A 23,706-nucleotide genomic window follows, 5' to 3' on the forward strand; every position below is an offset into this window, starting at 1 on the left:
AAAAGAGAGTGTATATAAAATTAAGAATGCATCAATAAAGTGAATAAAAATGATTAGTTAATACATTGTTATGTTTATATGTTACACCGAGCTGTAAATGTGAGCTAGGTTAGGAGTTAGCAAACTAAAGGGTTCAGACAAGTCAGAACAGCGTATTTAAAATTGTATTATTTCTTTAATTCGATAACGTATAAACAACCGATTGCATTTAGGGTGGTGAGGGAGTTTCATACAGCCCACTGCAAGTGGTCAATAAGGATAGCATCCATACATCCCCTGTAAATTAAGGTATGGAATGCAAATATAAGAATGAAATAAGGAGAATTAAAATGGCTGGTGTTTTAGGAATGATCCTTGCTGGTGGCGAAGGCTCGCGCTTGATGCCTTTAACGGAATCTCGTAGTAAACCTGCAGTGCCATTTGGTGGCAGTTATCGTTTAATCGATTTTGCTTTGAATAATTTTGTAAACGCGGATTTGATGCGTATCTACGTGCTTACACAATTTAAATCACAATCGTTGTATTTACATATGAAGAAAGGCTGGAACCTTTCGGGCATCACTGATCGGTTTATCGATTCAATCCCCGCACAGATGCGTGATGGCAAGCGCTGGTACGAAGGTACTGCGGATGCTATCTACCAGAACATTCGTTTTATTGAACTCTCTACCCCCGACCAAGTATGTATTTTTGGCTCTGATCATATCTATAAAATGGATATCCGCCAGATGCTCGATTTCCATAAACGTGTAGACGCAAAACTGACCGTTTCTGCGCTGAGAATGCCGCTGAAAGAAGCGTCTCAGTTTGGTGTGATTGAAGTTGATGAAGCCGGAAAAATGGTCGGTTTTGAAGAAAAACCTTGCAACCCTAAAGCGATCCCTGGGCACCCAGACCTTGCACTTGTTTCTATGGGTAACTACATATTCGATACAGATAAACTCTGTGCAGAACTGCGTCGTGATGCTGAAGATAATCACTCCAGCCATGATTTTGGCAAAGATATTATTCCTAAACTTTTCCCAGAAGGAGAGGTTTATGTCTATGATTTTTCAACCAATAAAATCAAAGGCGAAAAAGACACAACTTACTGGCGTGATGTTGGTACGATTGAGGCCTACTGGGCAGCGCACATGGATCTATTAGAGCATGATGCCGATTTCTCGTTGTATAACCGTAGCTGGCCTCTCCACACTTATTATCCACCGTTGCCACCTGCAACCTTTGTTGATTCACACGATCGTAAAGTACAGATCACCGACAGCTTGATCTCCGGCGGAAGCTACATTCAAGGTGCGAAAATTTATAAATCGGTACTAGGCTACCGCAGTAACATCGGAGCCAACACTTTAGTGAGTGAATCCGTGATCCTCGGTGATGTTAAAATTGGTGAAGGATGTACAATTAAGCGTACGATTATTGATAAAAATGTCGAAATAGCACCAGGTACTATCATTGGTGAAGATTTAGAACTCGATAGACAACGTTTCCATGTTTCTGATGAGGGCATCGTTGTTATCGCAAAAGGAACAAAAGTTGGATTCTAGAATGGAAAAAATCGATGTTTGGTTTACCGTTTCAGAAGCTCAAGGTTTGATCAAAAGTGGTGGTTTGGCCGATGTGGCCAAAGCACTGCCTAAAGCACTGCAAGAGTTAGGTCATCAGGTAGCTATTGTGCTACCTGCTTATCGTTCTATATTGGGCATTTCAGATGCTCCTGTTGTGCTAGAAACTGAGCTTACCCATTGGCCTCATACTGCATATCTGGTCCGCCAGATGGAGCTAGATGGAGTGGCCGTGTACTTAATTGAATGTGAACAATATTTTGGCCGAGCACAAATGTATGGCGAGAATAACCAGGCGTACGCTGATAATGGCGAGCGTTTTGGTTTCTTTTCAGCAGCTAGCCTAGATGTTTTACCTAAGCTCGGTAAAAAACCACAGATTATCCATGCAAATGATTGGCATACAGGGTTGGTTCCATTTTTGTTGAAAACGCGTTACCAGCATGACGCTTATTTTTCTGATATGAAAAGCGTATTGACCGTTCACAACGCGATTTTTAAAGGTATTTTTTCTTATCATCAATTAGAGATCATCCCAGAATTGAACTTATCTGGCATGGAATTTTTACGCTACGGACACGATCACGTCAGTATGCTAAGAGCAGGGATTGCCTTTGCTGACAAAATTAATGCCGTTAGCCCTAATTATGCTTCCGAGCTGCTAACACCGCTTGGCTCTCATGGGTTGGTAGATGATTTTGTTCACCGAGCTAGAGATTTGCACGGTATCGTTAATGGGTGTGATTATAGCGAGTGGGATCCACAAAACGATGAATTTCTTCCTCTTGGCTACTGTGATGAAGCTGAATCACTTCAAGCGGGCAAACGGGCGAGTAAGCGCATGTTGCAAGAGGAGCTGCAATTACCTCAGCGTGACTTGCCTTTGTTTGGGATGGTTTGTCGACTCACCCACCAAAAAGGTTTCCACTACATTTTACCTATACTAGAGTCGTTCTTACGCAATGATGCTCAGCTCATTATTGTTGGCACAGGAGAGCCTGAAGTTGCTGTTCAGCTACATAAAATGGCGGCGAAGCATGCTGATAAATTTGCGTTTGTTGAAGCTTATAGCAATCGTTTTGCACATTTGGTTGAAGCCGGTTCTGATTTCTTCTTAATGCCTTCAGAATTTGAAGCTTGCGGTTTGAATCAGATCTACAGCATGGCTTATGGCACGCTGCCCATCGTTCGTGAAGTTGGTGGTTTAAAAGACACCGTGCGTGATTATGATAAGTTTCCTGAAGAAGCGACCGGCTTTGGTTTTCATGATCCTTCTCCAGAAGCACTGCTTATTGCAATGCAGCGAGCGATGCTGTTTTATCTTCAACATCCCGAAACTATGTTGGAGGTTCAGCAGAGGGCGATGCGACAAAATTTTAGCTGGCAGGATTCAGCGAAAGAGTACATCAAGATGTATCATCTCGCGTTTCATGACTGATGTTTTTATAACAAGTAAGGCGCTTTGGCGCCTTACTTGTTTAGCCGAACGAGCCCGCATGATTTTTTGCTATTCAGCCCCCGTTTTGTGGTAGTCTTGCGTTTCTCAAATTGAAGCTGATTAACGGTTTTGTATGTCTCATAGCCTACTTTTCCATAAGACCTACCTGCATCCCACCAGTGATGAATGGGTTGTTTTTGTGCATGGTGCAGGTGGAAGTTCATCCATCTGGTTTAAGCAAATCAAAGCGTACCGTGAGCATTTCAACCTGTTATTAGTTGATTTACGAGGTCATGGCAAGTCAAACCAACTGTTTAAAGAGTTGATGGCAAATCGTTACACGTTTAAATCCGTCACTCTTGATATTCTCAAAGTACTCGATCATTTGAAAATTCAGTCTGCCCATTTTGTTGGAATGTCACTCGGTACCATTATTGTACGTAATCTTGCTGAAATGGCGACTGGGCGAGTTTGCTCTATGGTTTTGGGTGGAGCGATAACCCGTTTGAATGTGCGCTCTCAAGTGCTCGTAAAGTTGGGTAATTTGAGTAAGCACATCATTCCTTACATGTGGCTTTATCGTCTGTTTGCTTACATTGTAATGCCACAACGCAACCAAAAAGAGTCACGCCATCTTTTTATTCGAGAAGCGAAGAAGCTGTGCCAAAAAGAGTTTAAACGCTGGTTTATGCTGACTTCCGAAGTCAATCCTCTGATGAAATGCTTCAAAGAGAAAGAGCTACCCATTCCCACTCTTTATCTTATGGGAGAGAGAGACTATATGTTCATTCAACCTGTTAAAGACATGGTGGCAATGCATAGACAAAGTGTGTTATTAGAAATCCCAGATTGCGGCCACGTGTGTAATGTTGAACAATCTGAGATGTTTAACCGCCATTCAATTGAGTTCATCCGCCAGCATCAGACTCGTTAGTCTGAATCTAAACAACCGCAGTACCAGCAGGCTGCAAACTGCGGCCCATTTTCCTCGTTGCACTGTCCACAAACCCAGTTAGGTTCTTCGTTTATCTCTTCTATCTGATAGGCCAATAATTGTGCTTGAGCCTCGGCGATTTGAGCTTCATCCAACAGCCATATATAAGGCAAGGTTTCTTCTGAAAAAGGGAGCTCTCCACCTAAGCCGTATAAGTTATCGCCTCTCACTTCACAGCGAATATTGAATTGCTGTAAATACTGACAAACTATATATGCCTCTATCGGGTGGTTTGAAACACAAATTTTCATCATTATTCACTTCAGGCGGAAGTTGGGTTTTTGTTCAATCTGGCCATAATCCACTTGGTGAGAATAGGAAAAAGACCTAATAGAGCAAATGAAAGCAAAACCGAAGGAGATACAATGCCGGATAAGCTTTCAATTTCAGCTAGTTGAGTACCAGCATTCAGATAAACGGCAGTGCCGGGCAGCATACCGAGTTGGCTAATCAGGTAAAAGCGAGCGGTTGATATGGGTGTTAGGCCCATTAATAAATTAATCAAGAAAAAAGGGAAAACCGGAATTAAGCGCAGTGAGAATAGATAAAATGCCCCATCTTTTGCAACGCCTTGATTAATCGTTTGCAGCTTTTGACCAAATTTTGTTTGAATCCATTCACGCAGTAAGAAACGGCTACTCAAAAAGGCGATAGTTGCGCCTATGGTGCTGGCAAAGGAGACAAGCAGTAAGCTAGTCCAAAAACCAAACAGCGCAGCGCCCAGTAACGTGACGACCGCCGCTCCTGGGATAGAGAAAGCGGTGAGCACAATATAGAGTGAGAAATAGATCAAAGCAGCGCTGATCACGTTTTGGCTAATGTATTCGTTTAATAGCATTTGCTGTGCTTTGGCATTATCTAACGTTAGATAGTGGCCAAAATTTACAATCAAAAAGATAATAAAGGCAAATAAAGCCAAGCCTAAGAGAAGTTTTTTATTCATGGTATTCCTCAAAACGACATATTTTACTAGATATAGTGAAGAAGACAGAGGAAGTCGAATTTATATTTCAAAACGGGATGAAAAAAACGCCCGCATGGTGATGCGAGCGTATTTGATTATTTAATCGAGAGATTTATTTACTCTGAAGTTAAAGGCTTTTAGCTAATTCATCGCGTCGAGATTGTGGGATAACCGACCAATGCTTGCCTTCAATAGCACCTTCAAGGGCCCATAGCAATTCAAGACTGATTGAAGAAGAATGGGTTTGCTGAATCGCTTTATAGGCTTCCAAAGCCCCCTTTGTATGCAAATCCGTTACAGATTCTATCCCTGCTTTCTTAAGCATACGTTCGGTGGCGAGTCGAAGGTTCGGGAGATCTTTTAGGCGTTCTGGCTTCGTTTGGGCTTGAACTTCTCGTTCTTGTTTGGCGATTTCGAGTGCGACAGCAGCATCTCGTAAAATAAGCGAAGGGTTTTCCCAACAATTGTCAGGTAATGCGAAGTATTTTGTGACGACAGGGAACCCACGTTTTTTATAGATATAGGGCTCATAGCCTTGCTCTTTAAAGCGAGAGGTTGATAGATCGTCTGCGCGAATATGAAGTTTATCGTTTACGACCAAAGCAAACATGGTGTCATCGACAAAAATGCCGAAGCCGCCAAACATTGAACGAGACTTAACGCGTCCAAGTTGTTCGAAGAGTCGCATTGAATCTTTAAGTACTGGTTTATCCATGCTGTAAATTCTCGGTGTATGGGAAAAACGCCACCAAAATCAGGTCCGAGAGATTAGCAAACTTATGCAGAAAGAGTGTCAGTAAGGGGTAAACTTAACGTTTGCATATTTGCCATCGGCAACCCCGCTACCTACCGAATAGTCGGTTTAGGCCGGAGGCTTTGCGTCCCATCTTTTCAAATGGTTTGCCCTGTGCGTGACTTCTAATAGTAAGAATATATAAATTTTTGGATGAGCATCACGTTTATTTATTATTTGCGTGATGCTCATTCCAAATTTACCATTATTTAATACGGCGTTCTGTCTTGAATATAGGAAAATCCCTAAAATTGACATTTGTCGCTTGTTTTAAATAATGACACTATTTCTTTATGTTTTTTACTGTGTTGCGTTCAACAATTTCGGGGTGCATCTCAAACACACGACGTTCATGCTCTTTGTCTTTAATGCGTTCCAATAGGATTTCAAAGGCGTTTTTCCCTACTCGTCGTTTTGGCTGGTGAACCGTGGTTAACGGTGGCGAGAAATACTCAGCAAGTTCAATATTGTCATAACCAATAACAGACATGTCATCAGGAATACGGATGCCTTTTTGTTGCAAGCGACTCATTAAACCGAGAGCCATTGTATCGTTAAAGCAGAAAACAGCCGTTGGCCGCTTGTCCATGGCGGCGATTTTGTCGGCGGCGAGCACCGCAGTATCACACTCGAAGTTACCTTCCAAAATCCAATCTTCATGAACGGTTAGGCTTGCTTCGGCAAGAGCCCGCTTAAACCCTTGAATACGCTCTTGGCACGCCGCTTTTTCGAAGTGCCCACTTAAGCAAGCAATGTCAGTATGGCCATGATCAATAAGGTATTTGGTGGCGAGGTATCCGCCTTCCTCTGAGTTATCAATAATTTTATCGGCTTGAGAACTTTCAGGGCCCCAGTCCATGATAACTTTCGGAATGTCTGAATGACGATCAAGCATCTCAAGCAGTTCTTGGGTGAGGTCCGAGCACATGACCAACATACCATCGACACGTTTTTCCGCTAGCATGCGGATGTAGTCGCGTTGCTTCTCGTAAATACCGCCGGTATTGCACAAAATAAGTGTGTAGCCTTGGCGGTAGCAGTAGCTTTCAACACCATCGATAACCTCAGAAAAAAATAAGTTTGTCGATTGGGTCACTAGCATACCAATGGTACGGGTGGTGTTGCATTTTAAGCTGCGAGCGACTGCACTTGGTGCATAGTTAAGCTCTGATACCGCTTCCATCACTCGTTCTTGGGTTGCTTCAGCCACAAAGCGAGTTTTATTGATTACATGCGATACCGTGGTGGTTGATACGCCCGCTAAGCGTGCAACGTCTTTAATCGTAGCCATAAATTCTCTGTCCTGTCGATAACTGCTGAAAGTGATAGTCACGAAGAGCAATTCAGCGGTATTAGGCCTATCGGTGTTATATTGAAGCCTAAAAGTAGTAAAAACACAAAAACCGCCTCTAATCAGCGGTTGCATCTTAAATTCATTTTTTATCGTTTGCGGTCAAGATTCTAGTCCGCAAATGTCCATCAAGCAACGAAAAATCCACCGAATAAATCGGTCAACAGTCACAATTGACCGATTTAGTAATTGGTATTAACCAGGTTATCTCACTGGTTTGATAAATAGTCGCGGTCTAAGTGAAGAAACGCGACCAACAATTCGCTTGCGGCACCGTAAAAACCAAATTGATCAATTTGTTGGCAGCGAAGATGGAATTGTGGGATCCAAGAGAGCAAATGTTGTTCAATAAAATCACACTGCTGTGTAAAGGCTTGTTCAAGGTGTGTCTCTTGTTCAAGCTCATTGGAGCGAATGATCAAGTTACCTAAGAAATCCAGTTCAATCGCAATGTGGTCGGCAGGTTCGTTGAGTGTATCGTTGACTGCAATGTGATGGGCTGCCATCAAATCCGACATTGCTCTGGCTGGTTCGTCATTGAGCAACCCTGATTTGCCAATGTAAATTGAGGCATAGGGTAGCGCGGACTCCTTATTGGATTTTAAAAAAAGATCACAGAAATCGGCTGCGAGCTCAAGCTGTGCGTCTTCTTTGTCTTGCAATCGGTTCAGTGCATCAACTAATTTATCAATGGCAGGTTTAAGTGTCGCGTTTTCTGCTAATCCTGAAAGAAATGTGCGAATAGCGGGCGTATAGTATTGCTCTAATTCATGCTCCGAAAGTTCTTTCACAAATAAGCTCGAAAGCCACCAATAAATCTCGGCACGCTGTTCATTAAAAGCTTTGATGTCTTGCATGGTATTGGCTCTCCAAGGGGGTGGTTTTGCGAAAATCGTTTTTAAAAAGTAATTGATCTAAGTGTAACTAATAAAAATGAATAGCAGTCGCTAAGAAAATGAAAAAATATGAGTGATTTTTTCATTAAGTTAATGGATGTCTGGAAGGTTGTTTTGAATCAAAAAACTCTCATCTTTCTTAATTTTAAAAGTGATACGACTAGAATTATGACTATTTATGAATAGAATGGCTTTGTACAGAATCTCGAGCCGAGGTTTGAACATTTCTATAGAGTAAAGTGGTGTAAATGAGCTATCACGTATTAGTAGTTGAAGATGATGCAGTCACTCGCAGCAAGCTAGCTGGATACTTTCAAAGCGAAGGTTATATGGTAACGCAAGCGGAAAGCGGTACTCAGATGAGAGATGCTTTGAAAAACAGCGCGATAGATCTGATTATGCTAGACATTAATTTACCCGGTGAAGATGGTTTAATGTTAACGCGTGAGCTACGCAGCCAATCTGATATTGGCATCATATTAGTGACAGGGCGCACGGATAGCATTGATAAGATTGTTGGTCTTGAAATGGGGGCCGATGATTACGTAACGAAACCTTTTGAATTGCGCGAGTTGCTGGTGAGAGTGAAAAACTTGCTGTGGCGGATCTCGACCGCAAAAAACAAACTGAACGAAGAGAGCGGTGTATCTCACAATGCGAATTTAGTGCGCTTTAGCGAGTGGACCTTTGATATCCAGCGCCGAGCGCTGAGCCGTAATGGTGAGCCCGTAAAACTGACCAAAGCGGAATATGAGCTATTAGTTGCCTTGTCGTCATATCCGAATCAAGTCCTTAGCCGTGAACGTATTTTAAATATGATCAGCCACCGTGTGGATGCACCTAACGATCGAACGATTGATGTACTGATTCGACGCATGAGGGCGAAGATGGAGTTTGATCCCAAGAATCCGCAAATCTTTGTGACTGTGCACGGTGAAGGTTATATGTTCGCTGGTGATTAGCTGAGTGGTCGCGTGTGTAAAATTGGCGTTGGGCCGTGCCTTTTTATTCCCATGATTTTTTGTAGCCGCGATTATCAAGAAAAACGGAGCACATAAGTGGCTCCGTTTTGGGTTGAATACAATTGCTAATTGCTATTGATGTCCAATTCTGTATCGCCATGCCCGGAGGCCCAATCACGTAAGTCTTGCCACAGCAGCCCTAACGTTTCATACCAGTAACGCTCGGTTTGTTCTAAATAACGTGCTCGAGGAGCGTATTTTTCCCAAGGTTGCTCAATATTCGTTTGCGCTAAGAAATTGGTTGGCGCAGGTATTGGGTCAATACCTGCAGAATTAAACTCTTTTAACGCTCTTTCCATATGACTGGCTGACGTTACCAAAACCAGCCTACGCTGTTGAACAAAGGCGGCGGCTTGTCGTGCTTCTTCCCAAGTATCTTTAGCTGTTTCTAGCAAAATAATATCGGATTTATTCACTCCAAGCGCGAGTGCCACCACGGCTAGCATGCGCGCATGGCTAAATTCCGACCCGCCAGAGTAGCCTGATAAAATCAACTTTGAGCCGGGGTACATACGCATGACACGTATGCCTTCGTTTAAGCGTACCAACGCAGTACGGCTGAGTTCCGAGGTCGGCGGGATTTGGTCATCCACTACGTGGCCGCTACCTAAAACCATCACATAATCGATGGTGCCATCAACGGGGAGAAAAGCCGAGTATTGTCTTTCCAAAGGCATTAACATGCGCGTTGCAAAGGGTTGGAAAGAGATAAGAAATATCCCCACTAAAGAGAAGAGGACAAACATACAGCCAGTCTTACGTCTGACGGTGAACATTATGAGCATTAATCCAACAAAACCGAGGATTAGCATTGCCGGAAGAGGCATTAATAATGAGGAAATAACTTTTTTCAGCTCAAACATATACAAAATAGTCCGAAAAAACACCACTTGATAATAAAAAGGAACAAAGCCCCTTTATTCCTGCCATTCCTATGACAGAATAGCAGCACGATTCGCTATCATAACTCAAGCCACTGTGACTGAAGACCGGAATTTCGACGATATTGCCCACAAATTTGCAAAAAACATATACGGCTCTGACAAAGGTGAAATTCGTCAAGTCATTGTTTGGCAAGATCTTGAGCAACTGCTCGCTTTGTTGAGCAACCACCCAAAACCTTTGCAAGTGCTTGATGCTGGCGGCGGTTTGGCACAAATGTCACAAAAAATAGCCAAGCTTGGACACCAAATCACGCTGTGTGATTTATCCTCGGAAATGCTCCAGCTAGCCGAACAAGAGATCCGCAAAAATGGTCTGCTTGAGCAGTATCGGTTAGTACATTCCCCCGTGCAATCCATCCAATCGCACCTTAGTGCGCCAGTGGATGTGTTGTTGTTTCACGCGGTGATGGAATGGTTAGCCGAGCCAAAACCCGCATTGCAGAATTTGTTAGAGCAAGTTAGGCCAGGTGGTATGGCATCAATCATGTTCTATAACCATCATGGCTTGGTGTACAAAAACGTTGTCTGTGGCAACATTCCCCATGTATTGGAGGGCATGCCGCATCGCAAGCGGTTTAAGCTCCAGCCTCAGCAAGGGCTAAAACCTGAAGAAGTGTATCAATGGATCGAAGAATCAGGATTTGAGATTTGTGGAAAATCGGGCATCCGATCATTCAGTGACTATATTGGGAATGTGAAAAATATGGGTGACTACCAATATGAAGATGTACTGGCACTCGAACAACAATTATGTAGACAAGAGCCGTACCTCTCGCTAGGTCGATACATTCATGTATGGGCGAAAAAGAAAATAGAGCAGGAATAACAATGAGTGAGATGACTCAGAACGCTGCACAGCAACCTATTGATGAATTGGTTGGTTGGGTAAAGCAGCATGATTTCTCATTGAACCTGACGACAGAACGACTGGCGTTCCTTATTGCCATCGCAGTATTGAGTAACGAAAGGTTTGATGAAGAATTAGGTGAAGGTGAGTTACACGATGCGTTTGCCATCGTAACTCGCTTATTTGAAGAAACCGGTGAAGCCTCCGCGTTTCGTGCCAATAATGCGATCAATGAGTTGGTAAAACAGCGCTTAATGAGCCGCTTCACCAGCGAGATGACTGATGGCGTTAGCATTTACCGTTTGTCACCGTTGGCTATTGGCATTACGGACTACTACGTCCGCCATAGAGAGTTTTCCAAGCTGAAGCTCTCAATTCAGCTTTCTATGGTCGCCGATGAAATGGCCAAGGCGATTGAAGCTGCGAATAAAGGTGGTACTCCCGGGCATTGGAAAAAGAACGTCTACGGCGTATTAAAATACTCGGTAGGGGAAATTTTTGATCGTATCGATTTAAACCAACGTGTGATGGACGAGCAGCAGCAATCGGTCAAACTGCAAATCGCAGAGTTGCTGAATAAAGATTGGCGTGAAGCGATCAACAACTGTGAATCGTTATTGTCTGAAACCTCTTCAACGCTGCGTGAACTGCAAGACACTTTACAAGCGGCGGGGGATGAGCTGCAAACGCAAATTTTGGATATTCAAGAATTGGTTTATGGCGAAGCCGAACTCGAATTTATTGAAGAAATCCTGTTTGGATTACAGATGAAACTTGATCGCATCACCAGTTGGGGACAACAGGCGATCGATCTCTGGATTGGCTACGACCGCCATGTCCATAAATTCATTCGTACCGCCATTGATATGGACCAAAACCGAGCGTTTAGCCAGCGTTTACGTCAATCACTCAGCGACTATTTTGACGCGCCTTGGTATCTCACTTATGCCGATGCTGAGCGTTTAACCGACCTGCGTGATGAAGCTCTCGTCTTAAGAGATGATGAGGTGATGGGGCAAGTGCCTCCAGAAGTGGAGTACGAAGAGTTCCAGCAAGTCAATGATGAGCTCTCCTTGCGTATCGGCAGCATGCTCAAAGGTCATAAAGATCAAGGGATGCCAATTGATTTAGGACGAGTACTGAGAGACTACCTCGCCACTCATCCCCATCCACATCATTTTGATTTAGCCCGAATTATTGTTGATCAAGCGGTGAGGCTTGGCTACTCAGAGCAAGATTACCAAGCCATCCAACCTGACTGGCAAGCGATCAACGATTTTGGTGCAAAGGTACAAGCAAATGTCATCGACAGATATTAATGAATACATGCCAGAAAATCTGGCCAAAGCGATTTCAAATCCTTTATTTCCTGCGCTAGATAGCCAGCTTCGAGCTGGGCGTCATGTTTCTAGTGATGATTTGGATAATCACACCTTTTTATTAGATTTTGAGCCCGATTTAGCGCTGTTTTACCAACGCTATAACACCGAATTAGTCAAAGCGCCGGAAGGCTTTTTTTACCTGCGTCCTCGCTCTACTGCTTTAATCAATCGTAGCGTGCTGTCTGAGTTGGATATGTTGGTCGGCAAAGTGCTCTGTTTTCTTTATTTGAGTCCTGAACGCCTTGCGCACGAAGGCATCTTTACTAATCAAGAATTGTACGAAGAGCTACTGTCTCTGGCCGATGAAAAAAAACTGATGAAGCTCGTCACCAACCGAGCCAGCGGTTCAGACTTAGACAAAGAAAAGCTATTTGAAAAAGTGCGTACCTCATTGCGTCGTTTACGTCGTTTGGGGATGATCATCCATTTAGGTGATACCAATAAATTCCGCATTAGCGAAGCCGTATTTCGTTTTGGTGCCGATGTGCGCATTGGTGACGACATGCGTGAAGCACAACTGCGTTTGATCCGCGATGGTGAAGCGGTTGTCCACGCCCAAGAACCGAATCAAGGCAGCTTGCTGGATAACGAAGACGAGATTGAAGAACAAAATGTTAACGAGCAAACAGAATGGGAAGGTGAAGCATGATTGAGAGAGGTAAATATCAATCGCTAACCATGATCAATTGGAACGGCTTTTTTGCTCGTACTTTTGATATTGATGGATTAGTTACCACCTTGTCAGGCGGTAACGGTGCGGGCAAATCGACCACCATGGCGGCATTCATCACCACCTTGATCCCAGATCAAAGTTTGCTCCATTTTAGAAACACCACCGAAGCGGGCAGCTCACAAGCGTCTCGCGATAAAGGCTTATACGGTAAACTGCAAGCGGGCGCATGTTACGCTGCGTTGGATGTAGTGAATTCACGCAAACAGCGTTTACTGTTTGGCGTTAAGCTACAACAGGTGGCGGGGCGCGATAAAAAAGTGGATATCAAACCGTTTGTGATTCAAGGCTTGCCAAGTCATGTCAAACCAACCGATGTGCTGATTGAAAACGTCTCAGACAACCACGCGCGCGTGCGTCAACTCAATGAAGTGAAAGAGATTGTCGCGAAAATTGAAGGGGCGCATTTTAAAGCGTTTAGCTCCATTGTCGATTATCACGCGCAAATGTTTGAATTTGGCGTGGTGCCGAAAAAACTGCGTAACAGCAGTGACCGTTCAAAATTCTATCGCTTGATTGAGGCTTCTTTATACGGCGGTATTTCCAGTGCCATTACTCGCTCGTTGCGTGATTATCTGTTGCCACAAAATGGTGGTGTGAAGAAAGCATTCCAAGATATGGAATCGGCGTTACGTGAAAACCGCATGACGTTAGAAGCGATCAAAACCACGCAAGCGGATCGCGATCTCTTCAAGCACCTGATTACCGAATCGACAAATTACGTGGCCGCTGATTACATGCGCCACGCCAACGATCGCCACAATAAGCTAGAGCAAACGCTCGCGTTGCGTAACGAGTTGTTCGGCTCTCGCCATACATTGATTGAGCAAAATCGATTGCTCAATCAAGTTCAAGAAGAGCTTGAACTGCTGTTAGAGCAAGAATCTACCTTAGAGCAAGATCACCAAGCCGCTTCTGATCACTTGCAACTGGTGCAAAACGCACTGCGTCAGCAAGAGAAAATTGAACGCTATCAAGAGGATTTGCAAGAGCTCACTATTCGCCTTGAAGAGCAGATGATGGTGGTGGAAGAGGCGCAAGAGCGCGTCATGATGGCTGAAGAGCAAGCGATTATCTCTGAAGATGAGGTCGATAGCTTAAAGAGTCAATTGGCCGATTACCAACAAGCATTAGATGTTCAACAAACGCGAGCCTTGCAATATCAACAAGCCGTACAGGCGCTCGATAAAGCCAAACAGTTGCTAAATGATGATCAGTTAACACCAGAACGTGCCCAAGCGCAGGTTTCTGATCTCAAGCATCAGCAAGACGCTAACACCACCACCTTATTAGCGTTAAAGCATAAATTGGACATGTCTTCGGCCGCAGTCGAACAGTTTGAGCAGGCACTGCAACTGGTGCGTAGTGTGGTGGGTGAGGTGCCTCGTCACGATGCGTCTCAGCATGCAAAAGCCATCATGCAGCAAGCGCGTAACGCCCAGCAAATTAGCCAAAATGAAGCACAGTGGTATGCACAGCAGCGAGATCTGGAACGTCGTTTAAATCAGCAGCAAGTGGCGCGTCAGTCCGTGGCTGAATACCAAAAGCAACACCATATTGACTTGCACGATGAGCTAACACTAGAGCAAGAGCGCGAGCGCCACGCCGCTCTGATTGAATCGCTGGAATATGAACAAGAAGCGCTGCGTGAACAGCGCAGTGAGCAGCGCCGTACCGAGCAAGATAAACAGGCTGAAATTCAACGACTGGAATCGATCGCTCCGACTTGGATTGCTGCCAACGATGCATTGCATACTTTACGCGAACAAAGTGGTGCAACATTAGAAAATAGCCAAGCTGTGATGGCGCAGATGCAGCAAGTGCTTGAGCAAGAAAAAGCACAATCAATCGCTAAAGATAAGCTGGCAGAACGTCGCGCGCAGCTTGAAAATGAAATCGAGCGCTTGGCGTCTCCTGGTGGTTCAAATGATCCTCGCTTGAAAGGATTAGCGGATAGCTTAGGCGGCGTTTTATTGTCTGAAATTTACGATGACATCACGATTGACGATGCACCTTATTTCAGTGCCATGTACGGCCCGGCTCGCCATGCGATTGTGGTTTCGGATTTATCTGGCATCAAAGAGAAGCTGGTCGAGCTTGATGACTGCCCAGAAGATCTGTACATCATTGAAGGGGATGTCGATGCCTTTGATGATAGCTCGTTCAATGCTGACGAATTGGAAGGAGCGGTATGTGTTCAGCTCAATAACCGCCAAATGCGTTATTCTCGTTTACCTGAGATCCCACTCTTTGGCCGAGCCGCGCGCGAACAACGTTTAGAGTTACTGCGTAACGAGCGCGAAGAAGTGGTGGAAGAGCACGCAAAAGCGGCGTTTGATTCACAAAAACTGCAACGTCTATACCACAGCTTTAACCAATTTGTTGCTTCACACATCCAAGTTGCTTTTGAAGCCGATCCAGAACAAGCGTTGCAAGCTGCACGTGAGCAACGCAATCAACTGGTCCGTGTATTGGCTGAATTGGACGCAAAAGAGCAGCAGCGCAACCAGTTACAGCTAAGCAAACAAGCGTTAACGATGCTCGATAAGCTGGCTCCTAACATGTTGCTCATTGAAGATGAGGCATTGCAAGCACGTTTCGATGAAGCCGAGCTGAACATTAATCAACTGGCGGAAGCGAAAGCGTTTTTAAGCTCGCACGGTAAAGCCATCGCGGAGTTAGAACAGCTTGCTTCAGCGCTTGAGGTTGACCCGCAGCAATTTGATGCACTCACTGCACAATATCAGCAAGCGGATCAAGCTCTTCAGACATTGAAAGTGCAGATCTTTGCACTTTCAGACGTGATTGAACGCCGCCACTATTTTAGCTATTCCGATTCGGTTGATCTGCTCAGTAAAAGCAGCGAGCTAAGTGAGCAGCTCAAAAACAAATTGGTCGAGGCAGAAAGCGCCCGTACCCGTACTCGTGATGAGCTCAAACAGGCTCAAAGCCAAATGAACCAATATAACCAAGTGTTAGCGGCCTTAAAAAGCTCGCATCAAGCTAAGTTGGAAACGGTTCAAGAGTTCAAGCAGGAGCTACAAGAGTTTGGTGTGCATGCCGATGAAGGTGCGCAAGAGCGTGCTGAACGTCGTCGTGATGAATTGCAACAGCGTCTGAATGCCTCACGTACCCGTAAGAGCGAGTATGAACGTACACTAACCGCAACTGATCTTGAAATGAAAGCATTAGTTAAACGGTTGAAAAAGGTGCAGAAAGATTATCAAGATCTGCGCACATTTGTGGTGAATGCAAAAGCAGGGTGGTGCTCTGTATTACGTTTGGCGCGTGATCACGATGTTGAGCGCCGCTTGCATAAACGTGAGCTAGCGTATCTATCGGCCGATGAACTGCGTTCTATGTCGGATAAATCGTTGGGCGCACTGCGTTTAGCAGTCGCAAGCAATGACGACCTACGCGATGCACTGCGTTTGTCGGAAGATAACGCACATCCAGAACGCAAAGTCTTGTTCTATATCGCCGTGTATCAACATCTGCGTGAGCGTATTCGCCAAGACATCATTCGCACTGATGATCCTGTTGAAGCGATTGAAGAGATGGAAGTAGAGCTTGCGCGTCTAACTGAAGAGTTGACTCAACGTGAAAACCGTTTAGCGATCAGCTCTGAATCGGTGGCCAGCATCATCAAAAAAACCATTCAACGCGAGCAAAATCGTATTCGGATGCTCAACCAAGGCTTGTCTAACATTAACTTTGGTCAGGTGAAAGGTGTTCGCCTTAACGTGAAAGTACGCGAGAGCCATGAAATCCTACTCGCGGGATTATCTGAAAAACAGAGTCAGCATAAAGATCTGTTTGAGAGTACTCGTTATACCTTCTCTGAAGCGATGGCGAAATTGTTCCAGCGTGTTAACCCGCATATCGATATGGGGCAACGTTCACCGCAAGTCTTGGGTGAAGAACTATTGGATTACCGTAACTACTTAGAGTTGAGTGTTGAAGTAAATCGCGGATCCGATGGCTGGTTGCAAGCGGAATCGGGCGCGTTATCGACTGGTGAAGCGATTGGTACTGGGCAGTCTATTTTATTGATGGTGATTCAAAGTTGGGAAGAGGAATCTCGTCGTCTACGCAGTAAAGACATCGTTCCATGTCGTTTACTGTTTTTAGATGAAGCGGCGCGTTTGGATGCCAAATCCATTTCAACCTTGTTTGAACTGTGCGAGCGTCTAGATATGCAACTTTTAATTGCTGCGCCAGAGAATATTAGCCCTGAGAAAGGCACGACCTATAAATTAGTGCGCAAAGTGTTTAAAGATCACGAACACGTTCATGTGGTCGGTCTGCGAGGTTTTGGTCAAACTGAAAAACCAAAATCAGAAGCACAGCAGATGGCCGAAATGCTGTAAGCATCGCCTCCATCGCTAATAAAAAAGCCCAATACTCCTGATAGAGATTGGGCTTTTTAGTGATTAAATTTGGTGAGAGTTACTCGCTTACCTCACCTGAACCGAATTGCTTTGCGGCATAAGCCACGCGTTCTTCGGGGCTGGGATAGATAAGTTGCGTACCTAAACTTTCAATATGCTGCAAGCGTGGTAGCAGCCCTGCGCCATTGGCTATCTGGATAGCAAGCCCTGGGCGAGCGTTAAGCTCAAGTACCATCGGGCCTTCTTCTTTATCCAACACCATGTCGGTTCCCATATAACCAAGGCCAGTCATTTCCCAAGCGCTAGAGGCTAAGGTGAGTAGCTTTTTCCAATGTGGTACTTGCAGCGTTGAGAGCTCTTTGCCGGTATCTGGGTGCTCAGTGATGGGTAAATTAAACTGCACGGCTCGTACTGCTTTTCCTGTCGCAATATCAAGACCTACGCCAACAGCGCCTTGGTGTAAGTTGGCTTTACCATCAGAAGCCGAAGTCGAAAGGCGCATCATCGCCATGACGGGGTAACCTTTGAAGACAATAATGCGTACATCAGGCACACCTTCATAGCTAAAGCCTTCGAAACAATCGTCAAACTTAATTAGGTTTTCAACCACAGCAACATCATTTTTACCGCCTAGTGAAAATAGTCCGGCCAAGGCATTACTGATGTGGCGCTCAACATCTTGCTGGTTGATGGTCGCACCAGAAGGTTTAGTGTACACACCATCCTTGTGCGACATAATCACTAAAATTCCTTTACCACCGCTTCCGCGTGCAGGTTTTATCACAAAGCCCGGCCACTCTTTAACCATGGCATGGATCGACTTCACATCCGCTTGATTACTGATCACACCAATCAGTTTTGGCACAGTACAACCCGCACGCTGCGCAATCAATTTAGTTTGTAACTTATCATCAACCAATGGGTATTTTGAGCGATCGTTATAGCGACCAATGTAGCTATGGTTGCGCTTGTTCATGCCCATAATGCCTTTACGGCGTAGCTTAAATGGAGAAGTGTATTCGGATAATGAAAACATCTTTACTCCTCGGCTAACGGTTTAAAACGGCGAAGTTCAGTTAAACGGTATCCAGTATAGGTTCCCAATAGCAGAATGGCAGCTAATACGATCAGCTGTAAGCCAATAAAATTAAAGGTTAGGTGTTGGACATAAGAGTTAGTCATTGCTAAGTAGATTAAGATGGAAGTAAAGAGCGAGCCGCCACCTTGTAAAATCACCTCTTTTGCTCCTTCTTCTTCCCACAGAATCGACATACGTTCGATGGTCCAAGAGAGAATGATCATCGGGAAGAAGGTAATGGATAACCCTTCGGTCAGCCCGATCTTAAAGGCAACGACGGTAAAGACAGAGATGATGAGTATTACCGCAATGATGACCGCCGATATCCGTGCTACCAGTAGCAGGTTCAATTTCGATAAATAGCTACGAATGATCAAACCCGTTCCGACGATAAGCAGAAAGCCCACGATACCTGTCAGTAATTGAGTTTGAACAAACGCCACGGCGATCAGTACCGGCATGAAGGTTCCCGAAGTCTTTAGCCCAATAATCACCCGCAAGAACACCACAATTAATGCACCGATAGGAATCAACATGATGGTCTTGAACATCGCTTGCTCTTCAAGCGGCAAACTGTGAATAGAGAAGTTTAAGAGTTTGTCGGCCTCAATTTTATTATTGGTTGCCGTTTGAGGTGAAACATCTTGAGACAGCATAGTGAAGTGAACTTGGCTGTTTTGCCCACCCGTGACATCCAGCAGTGAAACGTTGGATTCATCCCAAACCAGTAGGTTAGGGTGGTTGGGCTGCGTACCTGTTTCAGGGTTAAAAAGTACCCACTGATCGCCATTCCATATTTCGTTCATGTGTTGAATCGTTTGACGGCGGCGACCATCTTCGAGCTGAATAACACCAACGACTTTATTGGGAATTTGAGAGTATGACAGCAGTTTTTGTGTGGCGTCCACTTTGCTCATTTTATTAAGCAGCAAAGAGGCGTTTTGGCTATCGGCGTCATTGAGGTTTTTAATCAGTTCGCGGGTAAAAGTGATGTTATCCGCCGAGCGTTGATTCGCTCGTTCAATTAATGCGATAGCCGCGGCTTCTTCTGGGCCGTCAAAGGTTGGCTTGACCACATCACCGATGGGGGGGATAGGGGCCGCTTTCGCTTGAGGATCGACTAAAAATTGGCTTTTGTAGTAAATAGTTTGTGGGCCAGTTGCTTTGCGGATTGACCACTCAACACGTTTGCCCGTGTCAGTAGTAACGTAAGCTACGCCATAACCTGGTGATGATGACGATTCATTGATCAAAGTATATCCATCTTGAGTATGAGGCGCAGCTAAAGAGACTTTGGCTTCTTTGCCTAACGCATTGAATTCAACACGTGCTTCAATATCCCAAATTTGGCGAGTTTCCCCGGGTGTCCATGGCACCCCGTAAGTTTGGTGGCGAACTACACTCAGTGTGATTCCTGCCACTATCAGCAATAAAACGGATAGATAAAATGGAACTCGTGACGTCATAAATGTCCTTGCTACTATTTAGTTTCGGTTTGGATATACTTGCGACTGACATCGACTAACGCGATATCACGAATAAACTCGCGGCCTAGAAGAATAGGATGGCTCATTTGAGAGCGATCAGCCAAGGTGAACTGTGCTTTTTCGTGAATACTGCCTAATTTTACCCACAGCTCAACAACGGCTCTGCGTTCCATCTCATCGTTGGTCGATTGGCGAATTTTAACGTAGCGAATAATGGGTGATTCAATCCAGTTACTCTCGTCTGTTGCTCTATCACCATCGGAAAGATGAAAGCGCACCCAGTTTTTCCCATTACGTTCAAACTCTTCAATATCAATCGCATTGAGTGAAGAGGTGGCGGCCCCTGTATCAACTCGAGCATCAAAGGTTTGTTTGATCGAATCAATCGTGACTTTTTCGACTTCACCTAAAATGACGTCATAGCGTGATTTTTGAATAGAGGGTGTAGCGACTGGAATTATCACATCATCATTACTGGTTGCTTCTACACGTTTTTGTTGGGTATTGGTCGTGATCTGCTTAAGTTTTGTTAGTTTTCGATCGAGTTTTGATATTTGGTTTTCAAGGCTTTCAATGTAATCATTCTGGTTACTTAGCTGAAGCTCAAGGTTGGTCATTGTGTTGCTGAGGTTCGATTCGGAAGCTTGAATCGCTGCGAGGGTAGCTTGGTGGTATTGTTCACCATTGGTTAGAGTGCAACCTGACAGTAAGGCAATGGCAATGACGGGGGCTACAGACTTAAACATTTGCGACCTTATGTGTTTGTAATGAATACGGATAAACCGAAGTTTAGCTAACAAAATTTAGCTGATAAAAAAGGATGCGTACGGCATCCTTTGACAAGGGTAGTATTATACGCATAGCCAAGCGTTAAAACTGTGTCAATTATAGTTTTTTTGCTACCAAAATAGCGCGTCGTGGTGCGGGATACCCTTCTACGGTTTTGCTTGGGTCGTTTGGGTCAAGATAGTCGGGTAATGAGTTGTGCGTCATCCATTGAGTTGTCCGTTGTTCATCAACGGAGGTGACGCTCTCATCAACGATACGCACGTCACCAAAACCACATTTTTCAAGCCACACTTTGAGCGCTTTTGCTGAAGGGAAAAAGTAGACGTTACGCATTTGTGCGTAGCGGTCGACAGGGACCAACACCGCATTTTCGTCGCCTTCAATAACCAGCGTCTCAAGAATCAATTCGCCCCCTGTGACCAACTGATTTTTCAATTGGATCAGATGATCTAGCGGTGAGCGGCGATGGTATAGGACACCCATGCTAAATACGGTGTCAAAGGCGTTCAATTCAGGTAATTGTTCAATGCCTAGTGGCAGAAGATGAGCACGTTGGTCATCACCCAATAGTTTACGCACCGCTTCAAACTGCACTAAAAACAGGTGCGAAGGGTCGATACCCACACACAGGCGAGCACCTTCGCCAAGCATACGCCACATGTGATAACCATTACCACAGCCAACATCCAGCACGGAACGGTCTTTCAGCGGTGAAATGTGGGGCAACACGCGATCCCATTTCCAATCGGATCGCCACTCAGTGTCGATATGGATACCGTGTAAGTGATAGGGTCCTTTGCGCCAAGGATGAAAAGTTTTAAGCAAACTTTCCAATTTCTTCTGTTCGCCTAACGCCAGCGGTGTGCTATTTGAGAGAGTGACTGACTGTTTGAGCTCAATCAGATCAGGTGTACCCGAGGGGATTTTATTTAGCGCACGAACCCAGCGGTCAAAGTCGCCATGCTCTGCATTTTGCCAGTCCGTCAACTGTTGTGGCAAAACGTTTAGCCAAGGTTGGAGACGGGTATCTTGAGCGATCAGTTGATAAAAATTGGCAAAGTTAAACATGCAAAGCGTATTCCTAGATTAGGTAAAAAGATCCTAGATAAATGGCTGGTCAGGTTTTGGCCCTTCTAGGGAAAAGAGCTAAAATGTCATTCTATTATTTAATAGCGAACATCGAGCCAAAGTTGAAACACTGGAACCACACTTCATAACTTGAAAAGCCAATGTGTTTAAAGCGAGCTTTATGTGTTGTGATGGAGTCTGGGCGCATCACATTTTCAATCGCACTGCGTTTTTGACTGATTTCTAATTCGCTGTAACCATTGGCTCGCTTGAAATCATGATGAAGGTCAATTAGCAGATCATGCGCCGTTTCATCTTCAAAAATGTACTTTTCAGATAAAATCAGTATGCCACCGGGGCGAAGACCCACGTAGATTTTTTCAAGCAGTGTTAGCCTATCTTCTGGCGATAGAAATTGCAGCGTAAAATTGAGCACCACTACTGAGGCATCATGAATTTCAATCTCACGGATGTCGGCTTCAATTACCTCGACAGGCGTATCCGAACGATAGGCGTTAATGTGCAGTTTACAACGCTCAACCATAGCAGGCGAATTATCAACCGCTACAATTTTACAACCTTTTTGGCGAATATGACGACGCATCGAAAGCGTAGCCGCCCCTAAAGAGCAACCCAAATCGTAAATGGTAGAGTGTGGCTTAACAAAGCGCTCAGCTAACATGCCGATTGCAGAGATAATATTGCTGTACCCCGGCACAGAGCGCTGAATCATATCAGGGAAGACTTCAGCAACTCGTTCATCAAAGGTGAAATCACCAATCTTATCGATTGGGGCAGAAAAGATGATGTCTTTATGATGGCTCATGGTGTACCTCATAGCGGCGCGCAACAAGTAGTGCTGACGGCTGCACTACCTTAAAAAAGGCGCACATTCTAAGAGAAAAGTGTGCGCGTGTCATTAACCTCGCACGCGATCATCAAAATAGGGTGATTTGGTGTTGGTCATCTTGGGCTGGAAATGTTGTCAATGTAGGTAATGTGAGTCGTTGTTGCAGCTGTTGGTATAGCTCGGTGGCTAATAATGGGGCTTCAATATTGTCTGGCGTGTGGACCATAAGATAAGGTTGTTTTCCTTGTTCGATCCAATGTGGCAGTTTGGTCATCCACGCTTCAAAAAAGGGGTAATTGGCCTCTAATTCTGGGTGGCCGATAAAACGGATCATCGGCGTTTGTGCCGTGGCAATGGCGTGAACAGGGACTTTAGGTTTCTTTTTCTGAGCATCAATGATGACGTCGGTCGTCGGTTTGGCCGAAAAGATAGGACGACTATCCATAATGATTCGGTCAACCGACGATTCAACTAACCATTGATTAAGCGCTTTTTCAGCTTCTCCCTTAGCAAAAAACTCAAGGTGCCGCACTTCAACACTCAGTGGAAAACCTGCGGGAAAATAGGCGCAGAATTTTTTCAACTGCTCTAAGTGCTGTGGGCCAAAAGTAGCTGGCAGTTGGATGGTCCATAATCCAACACGAGAGTGCAGAGGCTCCATGAGCATCATAAAATCTTTTAACTGATCTTGGCAGCCAGTGAGCTTATGTTCGTGGGTAATAGCTTTGGGCAGTTTGAACGTAAACCGAAAATCATCATGAGTGGCGGCGCGCCAGTTCTGCACTGTGTTCATGGAAGGTGACGCATAGAAAGTAGTGTTGCCTTCTACGGTATGAAAAACCCTCGCATACTTTTCAAGACGCTGCGCAGCAGGCGTTCCCGCGCCGTAAAACGTACTTTGCCAGCCCGCGTGTGACCACATGGTAAGGCCGAGTCGCAGTGGTAAATTCATCATACTGACCTTTCATCCATTACTAAAAATAAATACTCTACGAGAGTTTTGATGATTTTGGTATTTTAACGCTATAATCAGCCGCAATTTCTCAGCGGTGTTGCTATTTTGGTTGATTATTGATTTAAAAAGCAGCAACCCTTGATAAAACACAACAAATTGTAT

Annotated in this window: 20 protein-coding genes and 1 riboswitch; of the genes, 8 read left to right on the forward strand and 12 right to left on the reverse strand. The window is 44.7% G+C overall.

The annotated features are described in order from the left end of the window. Positions 1-329 precede the first annotated feature (329 nt). The 3 genes from glgC to AACQ17_RS11275 all read left to right on the forward strand — a co-directional run bounded on the left by glgC (position 330) and on the right by AACQ17_RS11275 (position 3,937). Complete coding sequence (gene glgC / locus AACQ17_RS11265; protein ID WP_013857078.1) at positions 330-1,547, forward strand: glucose-1-phosphate adenylyltransferase; 1,218 nt, start codon at positions 330-332, stop codon at positions 1,545-1,547. Between the two features lies 1 nt (position 1,548). Then, positions 1,549-3,003, forward strand: coding sequence for a glycogen synthase GlgA (gene glgA / locus AACQ17_RS11270; protein ID WP_094147381.1), 1,455 nt, complete (start codon positions 1,549-1,551; stop codon positions 3,001-3,003). Positions 3,004-3,136: 133 nt separating this feature from the next. Next, positions 3,137-3,937: an alpha/beta fold hydrolase gene (locus AACQ17_RS11275; RefSeq protein WP_017043918.1), complete on the forward strand. Its 801-nt coding sequence runs from the start codon at positions 3,137-3,139 to the stop codon at positions 3,935-3,937. On the opposite strand, the gene AACQ17_RS11280 is transcribed toward AACQ17_RS11275, so the two are convergent. The 5 genes from AACQ17_RS11280 to torD all read right to left on the reverse strand — a co-directional run bounded on the left by AACQ17_RS11280 (position 3,934) and on the right by torD (position 7,962). Beyond that, positions 3,934-4,251, reverse strand: coding sequence for a putative signal transducing protein (locus tag AACQ17_RS11280; RefSeq protein ID WP_081244899.1), 318 nt, complete (start codon positions 4,249-4,251; stop codon positions 3,934-3,936). The genes AACQ17_RS11275 and AACQ17_RS11280 overlap by 4 nt on opposite strands. Before the next feature lie 8 nt (positions 4,252-4,259). Beyond that, a complete protein-coding gene (locus AACQ17_RS11285; RefSeq protein ID WP_094129361.1) occupies positions 4,260-4,940 on the reverse strand; it encodes a TVP38/TMEM64 family protein in 681 nt (226 codons plus the stop codon). Between the two features lie 148 nt (positions 4,941-5,088). Continuing rightward, entirely contained in the window at positions 5,089-5,676 is a 588-nt protein-coding gene (locus AACQ17_RS11290; protein WP_013857073.1) for a TfoX/Sxy family DNA transformation protein, read from the reverse strand. Between the two features lie 114 nt (positions 5,677-5,790). Next, a riboswitch (cyclic di-GMP riboswitch) is annotated at positions 5,791-5,876 on the reverse strand. Between the two features lie 161 nt (positions 5,877-6,037). After that, on the reverse strand, positions 6,038-7,045 hold the full coding sequence (gene purR, locus AACQ17_RS11295; protein ID WP_094147355.1) for an HTH-type transcriptional repressor PurR: 1,008 nt from the start codon (positions 7,043-7,045) through the stop codon (positions 6,038-6,040). A gap of 269 nt (positions 7,046-7,314) precedes the next feature. Beyond that, positions 7,315-7,962 (reverse strand): molecular chaperone TorD, encoded by a 648-nt coding sequence (gene torD / locus AACQ17_RS11300; protein ID WP_094147356.1) that lies wholly within the window; start codon positions 7,960-7,962, stop codon positions 7,315-7,317. A 287-nt stretch (positions 7,963-8,249) separates the two neighbouring features. On the opposite strand from torD, the gene torR reads away from it, so the two are divergent. Further along, positions 8,250-8,963, forward strand: coding sequence for a two-component system response regulator TorR (gene torR, locus AACQ17_RS11305; protein ID WP_013857070.1), 714 nt, complete (start codon positions 8,250-8,252; stop codon positions 8,961-8,963). A 125-nt stretch (positions 8,964-9,088) separates the two neighbouring features. Here the strand turns inward: torR and elyC are convergent, their stop codons facing one another. After that, positions 9,089-9,913 carry an envelope biogenesis factor ElyC gene (elyC, locus tag AACQ17_RS11310; RefSeq protein ID WP_013857069.1) on the reverse strand — a complete coding sequence of 275 codons (825 nt, stop codon included), beginning with the start codon at positions 9,911-9,913 and terminating at the stop codon, positions 9,089-9,091. 88 nt (positions 9,914-10,001) lie between these two features. Between elyC and cmoM the strand changes: the two genes are divergently transcribed. The 4 genes from cmoM to mukB are packed head-to-tail and all read left to right on the forward strand — an operon-like array spanning position 10,002 to position 17,296. Next, the gene (gene cmoM / locus AACQ17_RS11315; RefSeq protein WP_017044660.1) at positions 10,002-10,793 is read left to right on the forward strand and encodes a tRNA uridine 5-oxyacetic acid(34) methyltransferase CmoM; all 792 of its coding nucleotides are present in this window, start codon (positions 10,002-10,004) and stop codon (positions 10,791-10,793) included. Positions 10,794-10,795: 2 nt separating this feature from the next. After that, positions 10,796-12,133, forward strand: a complete 1,338-nt coding sequence (gene mukF / locus AACQ17_RS11320) for a chromosome partition protein MukF (RefSeq protein ID WP_094147091.1) — start codon at positions 10,796-10,798, stop codon at positions 12,131-12,133. Beyond that, positions 12,114-12,845, forward strand: coding sequence for a chromosome partition protein MukE (mukE, locus tag AACQ17_RS11325; RefSeq protein WP_017044662.1), 732 nt, complete (start codon positions 12,114-12,116; stop codon positions 12,843-12,845). Before mukF ends, mukE begins: the two co-directional genes overlap by 20 nt. Continuing rightward, the gene (gene mukB / locus AACQ17_RS11330; protein ID WP_094147090.1) at positions 12,842-17,296 is read left to right on the forward strand and encodes a chromosome partition protein MukB; all 4,455 of its coding nucleotides are present in this window, start codon (positions 12,842-12,844) and stop codon (positions 17,294-17,296) included. Before mukE ends, mukB begins: the two co-directional genes overlap by 4 nt. A 79-nt stretch (positions 17,297-17,375) precedes the next feature. Here mukB and AACQ17_RS11335 read toward each other — a convergent pair whose 3' ends face one another. The 6 genes from AACQ17_RS11335 to AACQ17_RS11360 all read right to left on the reverse strand — a co-directional run bounded on the left by AACQ17_RS11335 (position 17,376) and on the right by AACQ17_RS11360 (position 23,544). Continuing rightward, positions 17,376-18,353: an alpha-L-glutamate ligase-like protein gene (locus AACQ17_RS11335; RefSeq protein WP_019280854.1), complete on the reverse strand. Its 978-nt coding sequence runs from the start codon at positions 18,351-18,353 to the stop codon at positions 17,376-17,378. 2 nt (positions 18,354-18,355) lie between these two features. Next, complete coding sequence (locus AACQ17_RS11340; protein WP_017044665.1) at positions 18,356-19,861, reverse strand: inactive transglutaminase family protein; 1,506 nt, start codon at positions 19,859-19,861, stop codon at positions 18,356-18,358. A gap of 14 nt (positions 19,862-19,875) precedes the next feature. Further along, positions 19,876-20,628, reverse strand: coding sequence for an ATP-dependent zinc protease family protein (locus AACQ17_RS11345; RefSeq protein ID WP_026028024.1), 753 nt, complete (start codon positions 20,626-20,628; stop codon positions 19,876-19,878). Between the two features lie 139 nt (positions 20,629-20,767). Then, a complete protein-coding gene (cmoB, locus tag AACQ17_RS11350) occupies positions 20,768-21,739 on the reverse strand; it encodes a tRNA 5-methoxyuridine(34)/uridine 5-oxyacetic acid(34) synthase CmoB (protein WP_047690904.1) in 972 nt (323 codons plus the stop codon). A 94-nt stretch (positions 21,740-21,833) separates the two neighbouring features. Further along, positions 21,834-22,577 (reverse strand): carboxy-S-adenosyl-L-methionine synthase CmoA, encoded by a 744-nt coding sequence (gene cmoA, locus AACQ17_RS11355; RefSeq protein ID WP_094147089.1) that lies wholly within the window; start codon positions 22,575-22,577, stop codon positions 21,834-21,836. A gap of 100 nt (positions 22,578-22,677) precedes the next feature. Beyond that, positions 22,678-23,544: a DUF72 domain-containing protein gene (locus AACQ17_RS11360; protein WP_094147088.1), complete on the reverse strand. Its 867-nt coding sequence runs from the start codon at positions 23,542-23,544 to the stop codon at positions 22,678-22,680. Positions 23,545-23,706 lie beyond the last annotated feature (162 nt).

It is taken from the genome of Vibrio sp. V10_P2A27P122 (assembly GCF_963874335.1).
Classification (GTDB): domain Bacteria; phylum Pseudomonadota; class Gammaproteobacteria; order Enterobacterales; family Vibrionaceae; genus Vibrio; species Vibrio anguillarum.